This window comes from Streptomyces sp. NPDC088730, from assembly GCF_044751215.1.
Taxonomy (GTDB): domain Bacteria; phylum Actinomycetota; class Actinomycetes; order Streptomycetales; family Streptomycetaceae; genus Streptomyces.
Window position 1 is genome coordinate 764,109 of record NZ_JBIVLK010000002.1, and the last position, 16,791, is coordinate 780,899.

At 70.4% G+C, this 16,791-nt stretch carries 21 protein-coding genes and 4 tRNA genes; 17 read left to right on the plus strand and 8 right to left on the minus strand.

Features of this window, described 5'->3' with window-relative positions:
- Positions 1–101 precede the first annotated feature (101 nt).
- The 4 genes from mscL to ACIP89_RS10235 all read left to right on the plus strand — a co-directional run bounded on the left by mscL (position 102) and on the right by ACIP89_RS10235 (position 2,434).
- Positions 102–566, plus strand: a complete 465-nt coding sequence (gene mscL, locus ACIP89_RS10220; RefSeq protein WP_401928606.1) for a large conductance mechanosensitive channel protein MscL — start codon at positions 102–104, stop codon at positions 564–566.
- Between the two features lie 194 nt (positions 567–760).
- Positions 761–1,624, plus strand: coding sequence for a zinc metalloprotease HtpX (gene htpX, locus ACIP89_RS10225; protein ID WP_402114201.1), 864 nt, complete (start codon positions 761–763; stop codon positions 1,622–1,624).
- On the plus strand, positions 1,621–2,013 hold the full coding sequence (locus ACIP89_RS10230) for a YccF domain-containing protein (RefSeq protein WP_073732710.1): 393 nt from the start codon (positions 1,621–1,623) through the stop codon (positions 2,011–2,013). The genes htpX and ACIP89_RS10230 overlap by 4 nt, the downstream gene beginning before the upstream one ends.
- Before the next feature lie 145 nt (positions 2,014–2,158).
- Positions 2,159–2,434, plus strand: coding sequence for a GlsB/YeaQ/YmgE family stress response membrane protein (locus ACIP89_RS10235; protein ID WP_024493475.1), 276 nt, complete (start codon positions 2,159–2,161; stop codon positions 2,432–2,434).
- 20 nt (positions 2,435–2,454) lie between these two features.
- Here ACIP89_RS10235 and ACIP89_RS10240 read toward each other — a convergent pair whose 3' ends face one another.
- The 3 genes from ACIP89_RS10240 to ACIP89_RS10250 all read right to left on the minus strand — a co-directional run bounded on the left by ACIP89_RS10240 (position 2,455) and on the right by ACIP89_RS10250 (position 4,267).
- Positions 2,455–3,114, minus strand: coding sequence for an alpha-ketoglutarate-dependent dioxygenase AlkB family protein (locus ACIP89_RS10240; RefSeq protein ID WP_401923387.1), 660 nt, complete (start codon positions 3,112–3,114; stop codon positions 2,455–2,457).
- Between the two features lies 1 nt (position 3,115).
- On the minus strand, positions 3,116–3,628 hold the full coding sequence (locus ACIP89_RS10245; RefSeq protein ID WP_402114204.1) for a methylated-DNA--[protein]-cysteine S-methyltransferase: 513 nt from the start codon (positions 3,626–3,628) through the stop codon (positions 3,116–3,118).
- A 150-nt stretch (positions 3,629–3,778) separates the two neighbouring features.
- On the minus strand, positions 3,779–4,267 hold the full coding sequence (locus ACIP89_RS10250) for a YajQ family cyclic di-GMP-binding protein (protein WP_073732707.1): 489 nt from the start codon (positions 4,265–4,267) through the stop codon (positions 3,779–3,781).
- 215 nt (positions 4,268–4,482) lie between these two features.
- Here ACIP89_RS10250 and ACIP89_RS10255 point away from each other — a divergent pair.
- Positions 4,483–4,564 (plus strand) — tRNA-Tyr (locus tag ACIP89_RS10255).
- Positions 4,565–4,635: 71 nt separating this feature from the next.
- Positions 4,636–5,085, plus strand: a complete 450-nt coding sequence (locus ACIP89_RS10260) for a DUF523 domain-containing protein (protein ID WP_401923819.1) — start codon at positions 4,636–4,638, stop codon at positions 5,083–5,085.
- 30 nt (positions 5,086–5,115) lie between these two features.
- Here the strand turns inward: ACIP89_RS10260 and ACIP89_RS10265 are convergent, their stop codons facing one another.
- Complete coding sequence (locus ACIP89_RS10265) at positions 5,116–5,772, minus strand: SDR family oxidoreductase (protein ID WP_401928569.1); 657 nt, start codon at positions 5,770–5,772, stop codon at positions 5,116–5,118.
- 36 nt (positions 5,773–5,808) lie between these two features.
- Entirely contained in the window at positions 5,809–7,083 is a 1,275-nt protein-coding gene (locus ACIP89_RS10270) for an amidohydrolase family protein (protein WP_402114206.1), read from the minus strand.
- Between the two features lie 301 nt (positions 7,084–7,384).
- Here ACIP89_RS10270 and ACIP89_RS10275 point away from each other — a divergent pair.
- The 8 genes from ACIP89_RS10275 to ACIP89_RS10310 all read left to right on the plus strand — a co-directional run bounded on the left by ACIP89_RS10275 (position 7,385) and on the right by ACIP89_RS10310 (position 12,163).
- Positions 7,385–7,457: transfer RNA gene (locus ACIP89_RS10275), tRNA-Thr, on the plus strand.
- A 45-nt stretch (positions 7,458–7,502) separates the two neighbouring features.
- A tRNA-Met gene (locus ACIP89_RS10280) sits at positions 7,503–7,575 on the plus strand.
- Positions 7,576–7,665: 90 nt separating this feature from the next.
- Positions 7,666–7,830, plus strand: a complete 165-nt coding sequence (gene rpmG, locus ACIP89_RS10285) for a 50S ribosomal protein L33 (RefSeq protein WP_003956487.1) — start codon at positions 7,666–7,668, stop codon at positions 7,828–7,830.
- Between the two features lie 110 nt (positions 7,831–7,940).
- Entirely contained in the window at positions 7,941–8,393 is a 453-nt protein-coding gene (locus ACIP89_RS10290; protein WP_401923398.1) for a MaoC family dehydratase N-terminal domain-containing protein, read from the plus strand.
- Complete coding sequence (locus ACIP89_RS10295; protein ID WP_401923401.1) at positions 8,393–8,821, plus strand: MaoC family dehydratase; 429 nt, start codon at positions 8,393–8,395, stop codon at positions 8,819–8,821. Before ACIP89_RS10290 ends, ACIP89_RS10295 begins: the two co-directional genes overlap by 1 nt.
- Positions 8,822–8,955: 134 nt before the next feature.
- Positions 8,956–9,504, plus strand: coding sequence for a TetR/AcrR family transcriptional regulator (locus ACIP89_RS10300; RefSeq protein ID WP_401923822.1), 549 nt, complete (start codon positions 8,956–8,958; stop codon positions 9,502–9,504).
- 103 nt (positions 9,505–9,607) lie between these two features.
- A complete protein-coding gene (locus tag ACIP89_RS10305; protein ID WP_401923403.1) occupies positions 9,608–11,038 on the plus strand; it encodes an MFS transporter in 1,431 nt (476 codons plus the stop codon).
- Between the two features lie 69 nt (positions 11,039–11,107).
- The gene (locus ACIP89_RS10310; protein WP_402114208.1) at positions 11,108–12,163 is read left to right on the plus strand and encodes a UDP-N-acetylmuramate dehydrogenase; all 1,056 of its coding nucleotides are present in this window, start codon (positions 11,108–11,110) and stop codon (positions 12,161–12,163) included.
- Between the two features lie 170 nt (positions 12,164–12,333).
- Here the strand turns inward: ACIP89_RS10310 and ACIP89_RS10315 are convergent, their stop codons facing one another.
- A complete protein-coding gene (locus tag ACIP89_RS10315) occupies positions 12,334–12,969 on the minus strand; it encodes an NAD(P)-dependent oxidoreductase (RefSeq protein WP_401923407.1) in 636 nt (211 codons plus the stop codon).
- A gap of 87 nt (positions 12,970–13,056) precedes the next feature.
- On the opposite strand from ACIP89_RS10315, the gene ACIP89_RS10320 reads away from it, so the two are divergent.
- Positions 13,057–13,662: a TetR/AcrR family transcriptional regulator gene (locus ACIP89_RS10320; protein ID WP_401923410.1), complete on the plus strand. Its 606-nt coding sequence runs from the start codon at positions 13,057–13,059 to the stop codon at positions 13,660–13,662.
- Positions 13,663–13,674: 12 nt separating this feature from the next.
- Here the strand turns inward: ACIP89_RS10320 and ACIP89_RS10325 are convergent, their stop codons facing one another.
- Together ACIP89_RS10325 and ACIP89_RS10330 are read right to left on the minus strand one after the other, a co-directional pair.
- Complete coding sequence (locus ACIP89_RS10325; RefSeq protein ID WP_402114211.1) at positions 13,675–14,697, minus strand: adenosine deaminase; 1,023 nt, start codon at positions 14,695–14,697, stop codon at positions 13,675–13,677.
- Between the two features lie 121 nt (positions 14,698–14,818).
- Entirely contained in the window at positions 14,819–16,045 is a 1,227-nt protein-coding gene (locus ACIP89_RS10330; RefSeq protein WP_073732697.1) for a pyridoxal phosphate-dependent aminotransferase, read from the minus strand.
- Between the two features lie 236 nt (positions 16,046–16,281).
- On the opposite strand from ACIP89_RS10330, the gene ACIP89_RS10335 reads away from it, so the two are divergent.
- Both ACIP89_RS10335 and secE read left to right on the plus strand, forming a co-directional pair.
- Positions 16,282–16,354: transfer RNA gene (locus tag ACIP89_RS10335), tRNA-Trp, on the plus strand.
- 106 nt (positions 16,355–16,460) lie between these two features.
- Positions 16,461–16,748, plus strand: coding sequence for a preprotein translocase subunit SecE (gene secE / locus ACIP89_RS10340; protein ID WP_073732696.1), 288 nt, complete (start codon positions 16,461–16,463; stop codon positions 16,746–16,748).
- The last annotated feature ends 43 nt before the right edge of the window (positions 16,749–16,791 follow it).

Consider the following 16,791-nt stretch of genomic DNA (forward strand, 5'->3'; position numbering starts at 1 on the left):
TCCCCCAAGATCGGTTTGCCCGGAGCGGTCCGGGCAGGGCAGGGTCATGCCCGCGCGACGGCGCGTACGGACGTCACATCACAACAGAGGGGTCAGAGGCAGTGCTGAACGGGTTCAAGGAATTCATCCTGCGCGGAAACGTCATCTCCATGGCGATCGGACTCGCCGTAGGAGCCGCGTTCACCGCGGTCGTCACCGGGTTCAGCAACGCGTTCATCGTGCCGCTGATCGGCCTCGTCACCCGGGGCACCGGCGACTTCAGCAAGGCTGAGTTCACGTTCGACGGTGTGACGTTCCCCTACGGCCTCTTCGTCGCCGCCGCGATCGCCTTCCTCATCACCGCCGCGGTCCTCTACTTCTGCGTCGTCGTCCCCATGGCCAAGGTCCAGAACCGCTTCACCGCGAAGAAGGACGAGGAGAAGGCCGACATCAAGGCCGCCCTGCGCGACTGCCCCCGCTGCTACACGGAGATCCCGGCCGTCGCCTCCCGCTGCGCCCACTGCACCAGCGAGGTCGAGCCCGACCCCGAGGCCCTGGCGCTCGCCAAACTCCCCGTCCAGCGCTGACCCGGCGGTACCCCTCCACCCGTACGGCCTACGGCCCGCTCCGGAGCGAACACCCGGAGCGGCCCGGCCCCGCGGCAGCGAGCACAAGGGAACTAGCTCTCCCCGCCTGGCGTTGACCAGTACGGGAGGCTCCACTGGGGAGTGGAGCACCACCAAGCAAGGGTTCCCCTGCTGCACCATTTGGAGGGCGTACCGTGCACCGCCGGCACAACGGGCTGAGAACCGCCGTACTCCTCGGGGGCCTGTCCGCACTCATCATTCTCATCGGCAGCTTCTTCGGACGTACGGGCCTGGTCGTCGCGCTCCTGGTAGCCGTCGGCACCAACGCCTACGCGTACTGGAACAGCGACAAGCTGGCGCTGCGCGCCATGCGCGCCCGCCCGGTGAGCGAGTTCGAGGCGCCCCAGCTCTACCGCATGGTCCGCGAGCTCTCCACGACCGCCCGGCAGCCCATGCCGCGGCTCTACATCTCCCCGACGCAGGCCCCCAACGCCTTCGCGACCGGACGCAACCCGCGCAACGCCGCGGTCTGCTGCACCGACGGCATCCTCCAGATCCTGGACGAGCGGGAGCTGCGCGGCGTCCTCGGCCATGAGCTGAGCCACGTCTACAACCGCGACATCCTGATCTCGTCCGTCGCCGGAGCCCTCGCCTCCGTCGTCATGTTCCTCGTCAACTTCGCCTGGCTGATCCCGGTCGGCCGCTCCAACGACGACGAGGGCCCCGGCATCCTCGGCATGCTCCTGATCATGATTCTGGGCCCGCTCGCCGCCTCCGTCATCCAACTGGCCGTCAGCCGCTCCCGGGAGTACGAGGCGGACGCCTCGGGCGCCCAGCTCACCGGTGACCCGCTGGCCCTTGCCGCCGCCCTGCGTAAACTTGATGCCGGAACCAAGCAGCTTCCGCTGCCCCCCGAACCGCGGATCGAGACAGCGAGCCACATGATGATCGCCAACCCGTTCCGCCCCGGCCGGGGCATGTCCAGGATGTTCTCGACCCACCCGCCGATGGCTGAGCGCATCGCCCGACTTGAGCAGATGGCAGGTCATCGCCCATGAAGACAATTCTGAACGTTATCTGGCTGGTCCTGTGCGGCTTCTGGATGTTCCTGGGCTACCTGCTCGCGGGACTCCTGCTGTGCATCACGATCATCGGCATCCCGTTCGGCCTCGCGGCCTTCCGTATCGGCGTCTACGCCCTGTGGCCCTTCGGCCACCGCGTCGTCGACCGCCGGGACGCGGGTGCGCCGTCCTGCGTCGGCAACGTGCTCTGGCTGGTCCTCGCCGGCTGGTGGCTGGCGCTCGGTCACATCACCACCGGCATCGCCCTGTGCATCACGATCATCGGCATCCCCCTGGGCATCGCCAACTTCAAGCTGATCCCGGTATCGCTGATGCCCTTCGGCAAGGAGATCGTCAGCACCGACGAGCAGTTCGCCGGCTGGTGAGGGACGGCTGCTGACGGCCGGCACCGCGCCTGGCGCAACCGCGCCGCGAGTGGCGTACGGCCAGCTCACAGCCCATGTCTCGCAACCACCCGCCCCTCACCCGCGTCTTGGATTCCAAGACCGAGTGATGGGTAGGTTCGCACGCATGACGATTATTGGCTGGATCATTCTTGGACTTGTCGCGGGCGTCATCGCCAAGATCCTGCTGCCGGGACGCGACCCCGGCGGCCTCGTGGGCACCACGCTCATAGGCATCGTCGGCGCCTTCGTGGGTGGCTGGATATCCGCGCGCTTCCTGGACCGCCCGATCTCCAAGGACGACTTCTTCGACGCGGCGACCTGGATCTCGGCCATCGGCGGCTCGCTGATCCTGCTGATCGCCTACCGGCTGCTGTTCGGGAACTCCCGCGAACGCCGCTGACGCCTTGCCGTTATCAGTCCTCAGACACCCAACCCGGTCTCGCGAAGGGTCAGATTGAGCCGGCCACCGCTCATGCCTGTCGCGGGACCGGCCGTCCCCGGGTGGATCCTCGGCACCCCGTGGAACGCGAAACGCGAAGGCCCACCGAAGACGAACAGATCGCCCGAGGCCAACTCCACGTCGGTGTACGGCCTTCCGCGGCCCTCCGTGTTGCCGAAGCGGAAGACGCAGCTGTCACCGATGCTCAGCGACACCACAGGCGCACCGGACCGCTCCTCCTTGTCCTGGTGCATGCCCATCCGCGCCGTGTCGTCGTAGAAGTTGATCAGCGCGGTGTCCGGCGCGTAAGCCGGTACCGGGCTCTCCTGCCCGTACGCCGCCACCAGCGCGGCCCGCCCCAACTCCCCGAGCCACTCCGGGAACGGGGCGACCGGTGCGCCGTTCACGTCGTCCGCCGTGCGGGTGTAGCGGTACGGCTGCCAGTGCCACCCCAGGCACACCGTCCGTACGGACATCACCCCGCCGCCCGGCAGCGCCGTGTGCCGCAAGGGCACGGGCCCGCGCGCCCACTCCCGGCAGGCCGCCACCAACTCCCGCTGCCGCTCCTCGGAAAGCCATTCGGGAACATGCACCGCCCCCGGCGCGATCTCCGCCCGAGGCCGGGGGAAGAGCCCGGCCATATCAGCTCACCGCCAGGGCGCCCTCAAGCCCGAGAAGCCGCTCCTTGTGCTCCAGGCCGCCCGCGTAGCCGCGCAGCGCCCCGTCGGAGCCGATCACCCGGTGGCACGGCCGTACGACCAGCACGGGATTGCGCCCGATCGCCGTTCCCACGGCGCGCACCCCCGCCCCGGAGGCGCCGACCCGCTCGGCGATCTGCCCGTACGACACCGTCTCCCCGTACGGGACCTCGTCCAGCGCGGCCCACACCCGGCGCTGGAACTCGGTGCCCAGTCCGTCCGCGAGGGCGATGTCGAAGCGGGTCCGCCGCCCCTCGAAGTACTCCCGCAGCTGCCCGACGATTGCCGCGAAGGCCCGGGGCTCATGGATCCAGCCGTCCTGGACGACCGCCGCGCCCTTCTGGCCCGGCAGGGAGAGCGAGACGAGCGCGACCCCGTCGCCGGCCGGTCCCGCGGCCTTCTCGCCGACCAGCAGCAGCTCGCCCAGCGGGCTGTCGACCGTCGTGTACATGGTCATGGCTCGTCCCTCTTCTCGTCCGGCGGACAGCGCGGTCATCGGCTGCCACGGACCAGTCTGCGTCGCCCGAACCGCCGGGACCGGCGGTATTCGGACATGACGTCCGGGCGCGGAACCACGCGTTCCGCCCCGCACCCGGACCGCCGCGTCCTACCGGTAGTTCGCGAACTGCACGGCGAAGTCGAAGTCCTGGCCCTTGAGCAGCGCCTGAACGGCCTGCAGGTCGTCCCGGCTCTTCGAGCTGACCCGCAGCTCGTCACCCTGGACCAGGGCCTTGACGCCCTTGGGGCCCTCGTCACGAATGATCTTCGCGACCTTCTTGGCGTTCTCCTGGGAGATGCCCTCCTCGATGGTGGCGAAGAGCTTGTACTCCTTGCCGGACAGCTGGGGTTCGCCCACGTCCAGCGACTTCAGCGAGATGCCGCGCTTGATCAGCTTGGACTGGAAGATGTCGAGGATCGCCTTGACCCGCTCCTCGCCGCTCGCCTCCATGAGGATCTTCTCGCCCGACCAGGAGATCGAGGCGCCGGTGCCCTTGAAGTCGTATCGCTGCGAGATTTCCTTGGCGGCCTGGTTGAGGGCGTTGTCGACCTCCTGCCGCTCGACCTTCGAGACGATGTCGAAACTGGAGTCGGCCATGACGTGTGGCTCCTTGTATCGGGGGTGCTGGAAACGGAATGTCTACGGGGCGGCCGCGGGGCCCACTGGCACCACGCCGCCGACCAAAGCCTAGCCACCCCGGCCCGCGCGGGCCGCTGATCAATCCGGTGGCGTAGCACCCCTGGGCATCAGGTATCGTTTACGTCGTTGCCACAGAGCGCCGTCGAGAGACGGGCCCGACGGCAGCATCCCTTGGCGGTGTGCCCGAGTGGCCAAAGGGAGCAGACTGTAAATCTGCCGGCTCAGCCTACCCAGGTTCGAACCCTGGCGCCGCCACAAAGCAAGGCCCTCGTCCTCGGACGGGGGCCTTCTCTGTTGTGCCGGTGGCGAAGGGCGTACCCGTGGAAATGGAATCCGTACTCGTCAGTGCCTGCCTGCTGGGCGTGCCCTGTCGCTTCGACGGCCGGGGCAAGGCCTCCGCCGAGCTCGCCGCGGCCATCGGTGACCGCCGGGCCGTCTCCTGCTGCCCCGAGGTCGCCGCCGGGCTGCCCACGCCCCGCCGCCCCGCCGAGATCGTCGGCGGCGACGGCCATGACGTGCTGGACGGCCGCGCACGCGTCGTGGACGACTCCGGGCACGATGTGACCGAGGCGTTTCTGGACGGCGCGCGGCGGGCCCTGGAGGCGGCGCGCGGGGCGGGTTGCACCGAGGCGTTGCTGATGGCCCGGAGCCCTTCGTGCGGGCGCGGCAGGGTTTATGACGGGACGTTCACCGGGGAACTGCGCGAGGGCGACGGGGTGACGGCGGCCCTGCTGGAGCGGCACGGCATCGCCGTACGTCCGGCGCCGGGCGGCTGACCGGGACGGCCGGCCCCCGGCGCCCCGTCGTCAGTTGCCCGCGACGTCCTTCACCGCGACCATCACCGGCACGTTCCCCGAGATGAGCTCCAGCGTCAGGCCCGCCGTCGCCGGGGTGTCCAGCAGCTCCATGAGCGCGGCCGCCACGTCGTCGCGCGGGACCGGGCCCCGGCCGGTCGAGGCGGCGAGCAGCACCTGGCCGGTGCCGGCGTCGTTGGTCAGCATGCCGGGGCGCAGGATCGTCCAGTCGAGCGCCTTCCTGGAGCGCACGTACGCGTCCGCCGCACCCTTGGCCCGCAGATACGCGTCGAACACCTCGTCGCCGGGGTGGTCGGCGTCGGCGCCCATGGACGAGACCACGACGTAGCGCCGTACCCCCGCCCGTTCCGCCGCGTCCGCGAAGAGCACGGCGGCGCCGCGGTCCACCGTGTCCTTGCGGTCCGTGCCGCTGTTGGGGCCCGCGCCGGCCGCGAAGACCACCGCGTCGGCCCCGCGCAGCGCCTCCGCGGTCTCCTCCACGGTGGCCGATTCGAGGTCCAGGACCACCGGCTCCGCGCCGACGGCCCGCAGGTCGTCACGCTGTCCGGGATCGCGGATGATCCCCACCGCCTCGTCCCCGCGCGCAGCGAGCAGCCGCTCAAGCCGCAGCGCGATCTGACCATGTCCACCTGCGATGACAATGCGCATGGTCACGACCGTACGCCGGACTGCGCCGCGGCGCGCTCAAGCCCCGCCGCCGGGACCGGAATCCGGCCGTCCCTGGCGGGGGAGTCCGGCGCCGCCCGTCTCGGAGTCGCAGTACTCGCGTACGGCGCTGGTCCGGGCCACCACCCGGCCGCGGTGCACCACGATCCGGCTGTACGCCAGGGAGAGCACCCCGGTGAGCTGCTCACCGCGCACGGCCAGCAGCTCGGCCGGGAAGCCCGCCTCGATCCGCACCTCCGGCAGCCCCATCGCCCTTCTTGCCTCCGCGGACACCGCCTCGTAGGCGTGCTCTGCGCTCAGCCCGCTCTGCGAGGCCAGCAGGAAGGCGGCCTCCAGCGGATCGCCGCGCCCCACCGGGTTGGCGAGGTCGCGCAGGGCCCCGCTGCCCGCCGCGACCCGCACCCCGGCCGCCCGCAGCAGCCGTACCGGGGCGGTACCCCGGCGCTCCGCCCCGCAGCAGCCGCCCTGGGGCAGGCAGATGACCGTCACGCCGGACGCGGCGAGCTGGTCCGCGGCGCGGCCCGCGGCCTCCCCGGGAAGCCGGGAGAGGCCCGCACAGGGGCCGATGGCGACCCCCTGGCGCACCCCGCCGGCCATGGTGGCGAGCCGGGCCAGCCGGGCCGGGTCGTCACTGTCCGTGTGCAGGTCCACGGGGCAGCCGTGTTCGGCGGCGATCTCCAGGACGGCTTCCGCGTACCCCGTCGGGTCCGGATCGAGGTCGGGGCAGCCGCCGACCGCGCCGGCGCCCATCTTCACCGCGTCGCGGAGCATGGCCAGGCCGTCGGCGCCCGCGATGCCGGTGAGCAGCCGGGGGACGGCGACCGCGGTCAGATCGGCGAGCCCGCGCAGCGACCGGCGTGCCTGGAGGACGGCTTCGAGGGCGGCGAGGCCCTGTACGTCGCCGATCCGCACGTGTGAGCGCAGCGCGGTCGCGCCGTGCCCGAGTTGCAGCAACGCGGCCTCCGTGGCGCGCCGCTGGACGTCCTCGGGGAGCTGCGAGGCCGGTCCGGGGGCTCCGGTCACGGTGGCGTCGGCGGTGAGCGCGGTGTCGCTGTGGGCGTGCGGTTCGGCGGGCGCCGGCAGCAGGAGGTGGCCGCGCAGATCGATGCGCGCGCCGGACGCGGAGAGGCTGCCGGCGGTGCCGACGGCCTCGATCCGGCTGCCGCCGAGCCGTACGTCCACGATGCGGCCGTCGGTGAGACGGGCGCCGCGGAGCGTCAGTGCCGTGCTCTCCCGGCTGTTGGACGCGTCGGCCGTGTGGTCGTCCGGCGGCCGCGGCCTGCTGTCGGGCATCGCGCTCCAGGGAAGGGGGCAGGATCACGCAGAGTGAGTCGAGCCTAGAGGTGTGACGCACCGGGTTCGAGGAGGAGCTGAACAGTCGTACCGGTGTCGTCCGCAGGGGTCCGTGGCGGGGCCCGTGGGACGGGGGCGCAGGTGTGTGGCGGAAGGTGATCCGGTGACTGCTGAACCGCTGATCAAGCGCCGGACGGACGGTCGATCAAGGGTCCGGAGCGGCGCCGGCCAAGGGCTTTGGATGAGGCTTCGAAACGGATTTGGGCGATCGGCGACCGAGCGTGTAATGTCTTCATCGCTCGCCCCAATAGCTCAGTCGGTAGAGCGTCTCCATGGTAAGGAGAAGGTCTGCGGTTCGATTCCGCATTGGGGCTCTGGTGATCGGGAAACCCCGCTTCGGCGGGGAGACTCATCATCAAAGCGGTGTAGCTCAGTCGGTAGAGCAAGCGGCTCATAATCGCTGTGTCACCGGTTCAAGTCCGGTCACCGCTACTAACAGTAGCCGATTGTGGGGTCGGTCCTCCGATCGGCTACTCTTTTTTTTGCGTTCATCCGTCCACCGTCCGTCCAAGGAGCACTCACGTGGCTGCCACCGACGTCCGCCCGAAGATCACGCTGGCCTGCGTGGAGTGCAAGGAGCGGAACTACATCACCAAGAAGAACCGGCGTAACAACCCGGACCGTCTTGAGATGAAGAAGCATTGCCCGCGCTGCAACTCGCACACTGCGCACCGCGAAACGCGCTGAATCAGGCTCGTACACGAGGCCGTCCCCGTTGGGGGCGGCCTCGTGTCGTTGTACGAAGCTGTACTCCGAGACTTCGGCCCATTCGTCTTTCATCAGGAGGTTGCGAGCCCATGGCGCTCGATCAGTCCTTCGTGGGGCGGACCTATCCGCCCACCACGCCGTACGAGGTCGGCCGGGAGAAGATCCGGGAGTTCGCCGAAGCGGTCGGCGACGCCAATCCCGCGTACCTGGATCCCGATGCGGCCAGGGCGCTCGGTCACAGCGATGTGATCGCCCCGCCCACGTTCGTGTTCTCGATCACCTTCAAGGCCGCGGGGCAGGTCGTGCAGGACCCGCAGCTGGGCCTGGACTACAGCCGCGTCGTCCACGGCGACCAGCGGTTCGTGTACGTCCGCCCGGTGCGGGCGGGGGACCGGCTGACGGTCACGTCGACCATCGAGACGGTCAAGTCCATGGCAGGCAACGACATCCTGGACGTCCGTGGCGAGGTTCACGACGAGTCCGGTGAGCTTGTCGTGACGGCGTGGACGAAGCTGGTGGCGCGCGCCGCCGAGGAGGCGTGATGACGGCGAAGGTGAGTTACGCCTCGGTCGAGGTCGGTACGGAGCTGCCGGCGCGGTCCTTCCCGGTCACCCGGGCGACGCTGGTGCAGTACGCGGGCGCCTCCGGCGACTTCAACCCGATCCACTGGAACGAGAAGTTCGCCCGCGAGGTCGGACTGCCGGACGTGATCGCGCACGGCATGTTCACCATGGCCGAGGCGATCCAGGTGGTCACGGACTGGACCGGCGACCCCGGTGCGGTCATCGAGTACGGGGTCCGGTTCACCAAGCCGGTCGTCGTACCGAACGACGACAAGGGCGCCCTGATCGAGGTCAGCGCCAAGGTGGCCGTGCTGCTGGATGACAAGCGGGTACGGGTCGACCTGACGGTGATGAGCGACGACAAGAAGGTGCTGGGCATGTCCCGCGCCGTGGTCCAGCTCGGCTGACTCCGTAGTAGAGGTGCACTGTAAGGGGCGTGGTCCTGGGACCGCGCCCCTTACGCGTGCGGCCCGGCAAGGCTGGGGCCGGGTTCTGATTGACCAAGTTAGTGATTGAGTACTAACTTATCTGTATGGCAAGGATGAGTGCGGACGAGCGGCGCGAGAGCGCCATCCGCGCGGCGATCACCGAGTTCGCCCGCGGCGGGTACAACGGCACGTCCACCGAGGTGATCGCCAGACGGGTGGGCGTCTCGCAGCCGTACCTCTTCCGCCTCTTCCCCAACAAGCAGGCGATGTTCCTGGCCGCCGCCGAGCGGTGCATCGCGGACACCCGTCAGGTCTTCGCGGACGCCGCCGACGGGCTCGAAGGCGACGAGGCGCTGCATGCCATGTCAGAGGCCTATCGGCGCTTGATCGTGCACGATCACGACCGGCTGCTGATGCAGATGCAGATGTACGCGGCCGTCGCGGCGGCCGAGGCCGCCGGGGACCACGAGTTCGGCGAGTCGCTGCGGGCCGGCTGGCTGCGGATGTTCGACGACATCGCCCTCGCGCTCGGTGTGGATGCCGAGAAGGCGACCGCGTTTCTCGCGTACGGCATGCTCGTCAACACCCTGACCTCGCTCGGCTATCCGACGGACCACCGGGTCTGGTCCGGGTTCCGGGACCCGGGCGCACAGAACACCTGAACCAGCACCCGGCCGCACCGGGCGCCTGAACGGCGCACCCCGGGGTGGCCCGGTTTTCTGTCCAGAGAAGTTAGTAATCAATAACTAACCTGCAAGGAGAGCAGTGGAACAGCACGCGCAGGGCCGCCGGGGAGCGGTCTGGGCCCTCGTCATCACCAGCATCGCGGGCTTCATGGCGGCCCTCGACAACCTCGTCGTCACCACCGCCCTGCCGTCCATCCGAGAGAGCCTGGGCGGCGAGCTGGGGGAGCTCGAATGGACGGTGAACGCCTACACCCTCACCTTCGCCGTCCTGCTGATGCTCGGCGCCTCCCTGGGTGACCGGTTCGGCCGCCGCCGGCTCTTCGTCATCGGGCTCACCGTCTTCACCGGCGCCTCCGCCGCGGCCGCCCTCTCGCCCGGGATCGGCGAACTGATCGCCTTCCGCGCGGTCCAGGGCGTCGGCGCGGCGATCATGATGCCCCTGACGCTCACCCTGCTCACGGCCGCCGTGCCGCCCGCCCGCCGCGGGGCCGCGCTGGGCATCTTCAGCGCCGTGACCGGACTGGCCGTGGCCAGTGGGCCACTGGTCGGCGGCAGCCTCACCGAGCACCTCTCCTGGCAGTGGATCTTCTGGCTGAACGTGCCGATCGGCCTGGTCCTGCTGCCGCTCGCCCGGCTGCGCCTGGCCGAGTCGTACGCCCCGGACTCCCGGCTGGACATCCCCGGCACCCTGCTGGTCAGCGGCGGGCTCTTCGGGATCGTCTACGGCCTGGTGAACGCCAACGCCGACGGCTGGACCGACCCCGTCGTCCTGAGCGCGCTCGGCGCCGGTACCGCGCTCATAGGCGCGTTCATCCGACACGGCTTCCGCGCCGAGAACCCGATGCTGCCGATGCGGCTCTTCCGGGGCCGGGCGTTCTTCGGGATCAACATGGCCGGTCTGCTGATGTTCCTCGGAATGTTCGGTTCGATCTTCCTGCTCAGCCAGTACTTCCAGGGGGTGATGGGCTACTCGCCCGCCGAGGCCGGTCTGCGGATGCTGCCCTGGACCGGAATGCCGATGCTGGTGGCGCCCGTCGCCGGGCTGCTCGCCGACCGGTTCGGCGGCCGCCCGGTGGTCGCGACCGGACTCGCCGTCCAGGCCGCAGGCCTCGCCCTGTTCGCCATGGCTCTGGCCCCCGATGCCTCCTACGCCTCGCAGCTGCCCGGACTGATCGTCGGGGGCGTCGGCATGGCCCTGTACTTCGCACCCGCCGCCAGCCTGGTGATGTCCAGCGTCCGCCCGGCCGAACAGGGCATCGCCTCCGGCGCCAGCAACGCGCTGCGCGAGGTCGGCGGAGCCCTCGGGGTCGCCGTGCTCGCCACGGTCTTCTCCTCGCAGGGCGGTTACGACTCCGCGCGGACCTTCACGGACGGGACCGTCCTCGCGGTCCGGCTCGGCGCCGGAGCGGTGGCCCTCGCCGCCCTCGTCGCCCTGATGATCCCGGGCCGTCGCGGCACACCGGCGTCGGGCGCGGACCAGCCCGGAGAGCGGGTCCCGGTGGCCGCCTGAGGGGGTGTCACCCCGGTACGGTCCGCGGTCCCGCCCGGGTGGCGGGGGAGCGGACCGTACTCTTGTCCCGTGCAGGAACTCCACGACGCCCCCCTCGCCCCCCTGACCACCTTCCGGCTCGGCGGCCCCGCCACCCGCCTGATCACCGCGACGACCGACGCCGAAGTGGTCGACGCCGTACGCGCGGCCGACGACAGCGGCACCCCGCTCCTGGTCATCGGCGGCGGCAGCAATCTGGTCATCGGTGACAAGGGCTTCGACGGCACCGCCCTGCGCATCGCCACCAAGGGATTCGTGCTGGACGGCGCGAACCTCGAACTGGCCGCCGGAGAGATCTGGACGGACGCCGTCGCCCGCAGCGTGGAGGCCGGTCTCGCCGGGCTCGAATGCCTGGCCGGAATCCCCGGCTCCGCCGGAGCGACCCCGATCCAGAACGTCGGGGCGTACGGGCAGGAGGTGTCGTCCACCATCACGGAGGTCGTCGCCTACGACCGGCACAGCCATGAAACGGTCACCATTCCGAACAGCGAGTGCGACTTCTCGTACCGGCACAGCCGCTTCAAGGCCGAACCCGACCGTTTCGTGGTGCTGCGCGTCCGCTTCGGGCTGGAAGAGGCGGGCGGACTGTCCGCCCCCCTGAAGTACCCGGAGACGGCCCGCGCCATGGGCGTCGCCGAGGGCGAGCGGGTGCCCGCCGCCGCGGCCCGTGAGACCGTGCTCCGGCTCCGGGCGGGCAAGGGCATGGTGCTCGACCCCGAGGACCACGACACCTGGTCGGCCGGCTCGTTCTTCACCAACCCGATCCTGGACCGGGAGCAGTTCGAGGCGTTCCTCGCCCGAGTGGCGGACCGGCTCGGACCGGAGGTCTCGCCCCCCGCCTTCCCCGCGGACGAGGGACACACCAAGACGTCGGCCGCCTGGCTCATCGACCGGGCCGGATTCACCAAGGGATACGGCACCGGCCCCGCCCGCATCTCCACCAAGCACACCCTCGCCCTCACCAACCGGGGCGCCGCGACCACGGAGGACCTGCTGGCCCTCGCGCGCGAGGTGGTCGCCGGGGTCCACGAGGCCTTCGGCGTCACGCTGGTCAACGAGCCGGTGACCGTGGGCGTGACCCTGTAGCGGGGCCACGCGCGTACTGAGCGGCGGCCCCATCGCACGGAATCGCACGGCCCCTGCACGGAATCGCACCGCCCGTGCGGACCGCACGCGCTCCCGTGCGGCCGCCGTTTCAGTACAGGCCCCTGCACGGAATCGCACGGCCCGTGTGGACCGCACGCGCGGCCGCCGCTTCAGTACGCCACGCCCACGCCCTGCTTCAGCGCCGCCGGGTCGTCGATCAGCGCGAGCATCGCGTGCGCCACGTCGGCCCGGGAGATGGACCGGCCGCTGCGCGGGTTGCTGCCGATGACCGTCCGGTACGAACCCGTCAGCGGGCCGTTGGTGAGCTTCGGGGGCCGTACGGACGTCCAGTCCGTCGCGGAGGCCGCGAGGGCGGCCTCCATGGCGGTGAGGTCCGCGTAGACCTCCTTGAGGATCGCGCCGATCGCCCCGAGCATCATCCGGTCGATCAGCGGGTCGTCCGCCGGCTTCGGCGCGACCGGGGCCGCGCTCACCACGAGCAGCCGCCGCGTCCCCTCGGCCTCCATCGCCGTCAGCACGGCGCGGGTCAGCCGCTCCGCGATGCCGCCTGCCCTCCGGCCCCGCGAGCCCAGGCCGGAGAGGACCGCGTCACGGCCCGTGACCGCCTCGCGCAGCGCCTCCGGGTCGTCGACCCGGGCCACCGTGTGAACCGTCAGGCCGGAGAGCGGCACCGACAGGCGCGCGGGGTCCCGCACCACAGCCGTCACTTCGTGTCCCGCGGCCACCGCCTGGCCGACGATCTCCTGACCGATACCGCCTGTCGCGCCGAACACTGTGAGCCTCATGACACACCCTCCTTGGGTGGGTAAGTATTCACTCACCTCTAGGGTGAGTGAATACTTACCCGTCCGTCAAGCTTCGTTGGAGTGCACATGGAGCAGAAGCCGGCCCGCGCCCGCATCATCGACGCCGCTCACCGGCTGATGCTCACCATCGGCCTGGCCCGCGCCACCACCAAGGAGATCGCCAAGGCCGCCGGCTGCTCGGAGGCCGCGCTCTACAAGCACTTCACGAGCAAGGAGGAGCTGTTCGTGGTGGTCCTCAAGGAGCGGCTGCCCAAGGTCGACGGCATCCTGAAGCGGCTGATTGCCGATCCGGGGGAGGGGGAGCGGACGGTCGAGCGGAATCTCACCGAGATCGCCCGCGAGGGCGCCCTCTTCTACGAGCAGAGCTTCCCGATCGCGGCGTCCCTGTACGCGGACCCGAGGCTCAAGGGCCGGCACAACGCGGCGATGCGGGAGCTCGGCACCGGCCCCCACGTGCCGATCCACCATGTGGACGCCTATCTGCGCGCCGAACAGTCCGCGGGCCGGATCCGGGCCGACGCCGATACGTACGCGGCCGCGTCCATGCTGATGGGGGCCTGCGCCCAGCGGGCGTTCGCCTACGACGCCACGGAGACGGGCAGGCCACCGCAGCCGCTCGACGCCTTCGCCGCCTCCGTCGCCCGGACCCTGCTCAGCGGGCTCACCGACTGACGCGGGCGGGCGTCAGGCGACCGGCCTCGCCAGCCAGTCGTCCACGCCCGACAGCAGCTCGGCCCGCACCGTCTCCGGCGCCGCCGAACCCCGTACCGACTGACGCGCCAGCTCCGCCAGCTCCTCGTCGGTGAACGCGTGATGGCGGCGCACGAGGTCGTACTGCGCGGCCAGCCGGGAGCCGAAGAGCAGCGGGTCGTCCGCGCCGAGCGCCATCGGCACCCCGGCCTCGAACAGGGTGCGCAGGGGTACGTCGGAGGGCTTCTCGTAGACGCCGAGCGCCACGTTGGACGCCGGGCACACCTCGCAGGTCACCCCGCGCTCCGCCAGCCTGCGCAGCAGCCGCGGGTCCTCCGCGGCCCGCACTCCGTGCCCGACCCGGGACGCGTCGAGGTCGTCCAGGCAGTCGCGGACGCTGGAGGGGCCCGACAGCTCACCGCCGTGCGGGGCCGCCAGCAGGCCGCCCTCCCTGGCGATCGCGAAGGCCCGGTCGAAGTCACGGGCCATGCCGCGCCGCTCGTCGTTGGAGAGCCCGAACCCGACGACGCCCCGGTCGGCGTAGCGCACCGCGAGCCGGGCCAGGGTCCTGGCGTCCAGCGGATGCTTCATCCGGTTCGCCGCGATGACCACCCGGATCGGCAGCCCGGTCTCCCGCGACGCGCTGTCCACCGCGTCCAGGATGATCTCGATCGCCGGAATGAGCCCGCCGAGCAGGGGTGCGTACGAGGTGGGGTCGACCTGGATCTCCAGCCAGCCGGAGCCGTCCGCCACGTCCTCCTGGGCGGCCTCGCGGACCAGCCGCTGGATGTCCTCCGGCGAGCGCAGACAGGACCTGGCGATGTCGTAGAGCCGCTGGAAGCGGAACCAGCCGCGCTCGTCCGTCGCCCGCAGGCTCGGGGGCTCGCCGCCGGTCAGTGCCTCCGGCAGCCGCACGCCGTACTTGTCGGCGAGTTCGAGCAGCGTCGTGGGCCGCATCGACCCGGTGAAATGCAGGTGCAGGTGGGCCTTGGGCAACAGCCGTACATCACGCTCCATCCAGAGATCTTGCCGCACGGACGGGGTGTCGCGGTAGCCGGATTCCCCATCGGATTGCCCCCCGAACAGGAAAGCGACCCCCGGCCGTGGCCGAGGGTCGCCCGCTGGATACGTCCAGTGCTCAGGCCTTGGCCTCGCCCAGCAGCTTCTGGAGCCGCGACACGCCCTCGACGAGGTCCTCGTCGCCCAGCGCGTAGGAGAGACGCAGGTAGCCCGGCGTACCGAAGGCCTCGCCCGGTACGACCGCGACCTCCGCCTCGTCCAGGATCAGCGCCGCCAGCTCCACCGAGGTGGCCGGCCGCTTGCCGCGGATCTCCTTGCCGAGCAGCTCCTTCACCGAGGGGTACGCGTAGAAGGCGCCCTCGGGCTCCGGGCACAGCACGCCGTCGATCTCGTTGAGCATCCGCACGATGGTGTGCCGGCGGCGGTCGAAGGCGGTGCGCATCTCCGCGACCGCGTCCAGGTTCCCGGAGACGGCGGCCAGCGCGGCGATCTGGGCCACGTTGGAGACGTTGGACGTGGCGTGCGACTGCAGGTTGGTCGCGGCCTTCACGACGTCCTTGGGGCCGACGATCCAGCCCACGCGCCAGCCGGTCATCGCGTACGTCTTGGCGACACCGTTGACCACGATGCACTTGTCGCGCAGCTCGGGCACGATCGCCGGCAGCGAGGTGAACGTCGCGTCGCCGTAGACCAGGTGCTCGTAGATCTCGTCGGTCAGCACCCACAGGCCGTGCTCGACGGCCCAGCGGCCGATCGCCTCGGCGTCGGCCTCGCTGTAGACCGCGCCGGTCGGGTTCGACGGGGAGACGAAGAGGACGACCTTCGTACGCTCGGTACGGGCCGCCTCCAGCTGCTCCACGGAGACCCGGTAACCGGTGGTCTCGTCGGCGACGACCTCCACCGGGACACCGCCCGCGAGGCGGATCGACTCGGGGTAGGTGGTCCAGTACGGAGCCGGGACGATGACCTCGTCGCCCGGGTCGAGGATCGCGGCGAAGGCCTGGTAGATGGCCTGCTTGCCGCCGTTGGTCACCAGGATCTGGGAGGCGTCGACCTCGTATCCGGAGTCGCGCAGCGTCTTCTCCGCGATGGCGGCCTTGAGCTCGGGGAGCCCGCCGGCCGGGGTGTAGCGGTGGTACTTCGGGTTGCGGCAGGCCTCGACCGCGGCGTCGACGATGTAGCCGGGGGTCGGGAAGTCGGGCTCACCGGCACCGAAGCCGATCACCGGACGGCCGGCGGCCTTGAGGGCCTTGGCCTTGGCATCGACGGCGAGGGTGGCGGACTCGGAGATTGCACCGACGCGGGCGGAGACCCGGCGCTCGGAGGGAGGAGTAGCAGCGCTCATGCCCCCCATGCTCCCAGACCGTATTCCTGGCCGGCACAGGGGTTTCAGGGACCGGACACCACGTGGACAGCATGCGGACGGGGAAGCGGACAGCATCGGACAGGAGCGGTCGGGAGCTATCTGTTCGACGCCGGGCCGCTGAGCACGTACACTCACCTGTCGTTGGCCTTCACCAGCCGCACCGTTCCTGCACCCGGGGCATCCCGGAGCATGCGGTAGGTTGGTGGAAACCACAAAGGGTCGTAGCTCAATTGGTAGAGCACTGGTCTCCAAAACCAGCGGTTGGGGGTTCAAGTCCCTCCGGCCCTGCTACACACTCCTTCGCCAGGATGTGTGCGCATGTACGTACTTCAATGCATCGCCGTGCGGCTCCACCGGGCGCGGCACGGCCATGACCCGGAATCAGGTGAGAAGCGTGACGGACGCCGTGGGCTCCATCGACATGCCTGATGCCGAGGATGAAGTCCCCGAGTCGAAGAAGAAGACCCGGAAGGGCGGAAAGCGCGGCAAGAAGGGCCCTCTGGGCCGTCTCGCGCTGTTCTACCGCCAGATCGTTGCCGAGCTCCGCAAGGTTGTCTGGCCGACTCGCAACCAGCTGACGACATACACCTCCGTGGTGATTGTGTTCGTCGTCGTCATGATCGGTCTCGTTACCGTGATTGACTTCGGTTTCCAGCGGGTCATCAAGTACGTCTTCGGCTGATCCCGCGGAGGGCGCCTCATGGGCGCCCCTTTCGCATGTTCCA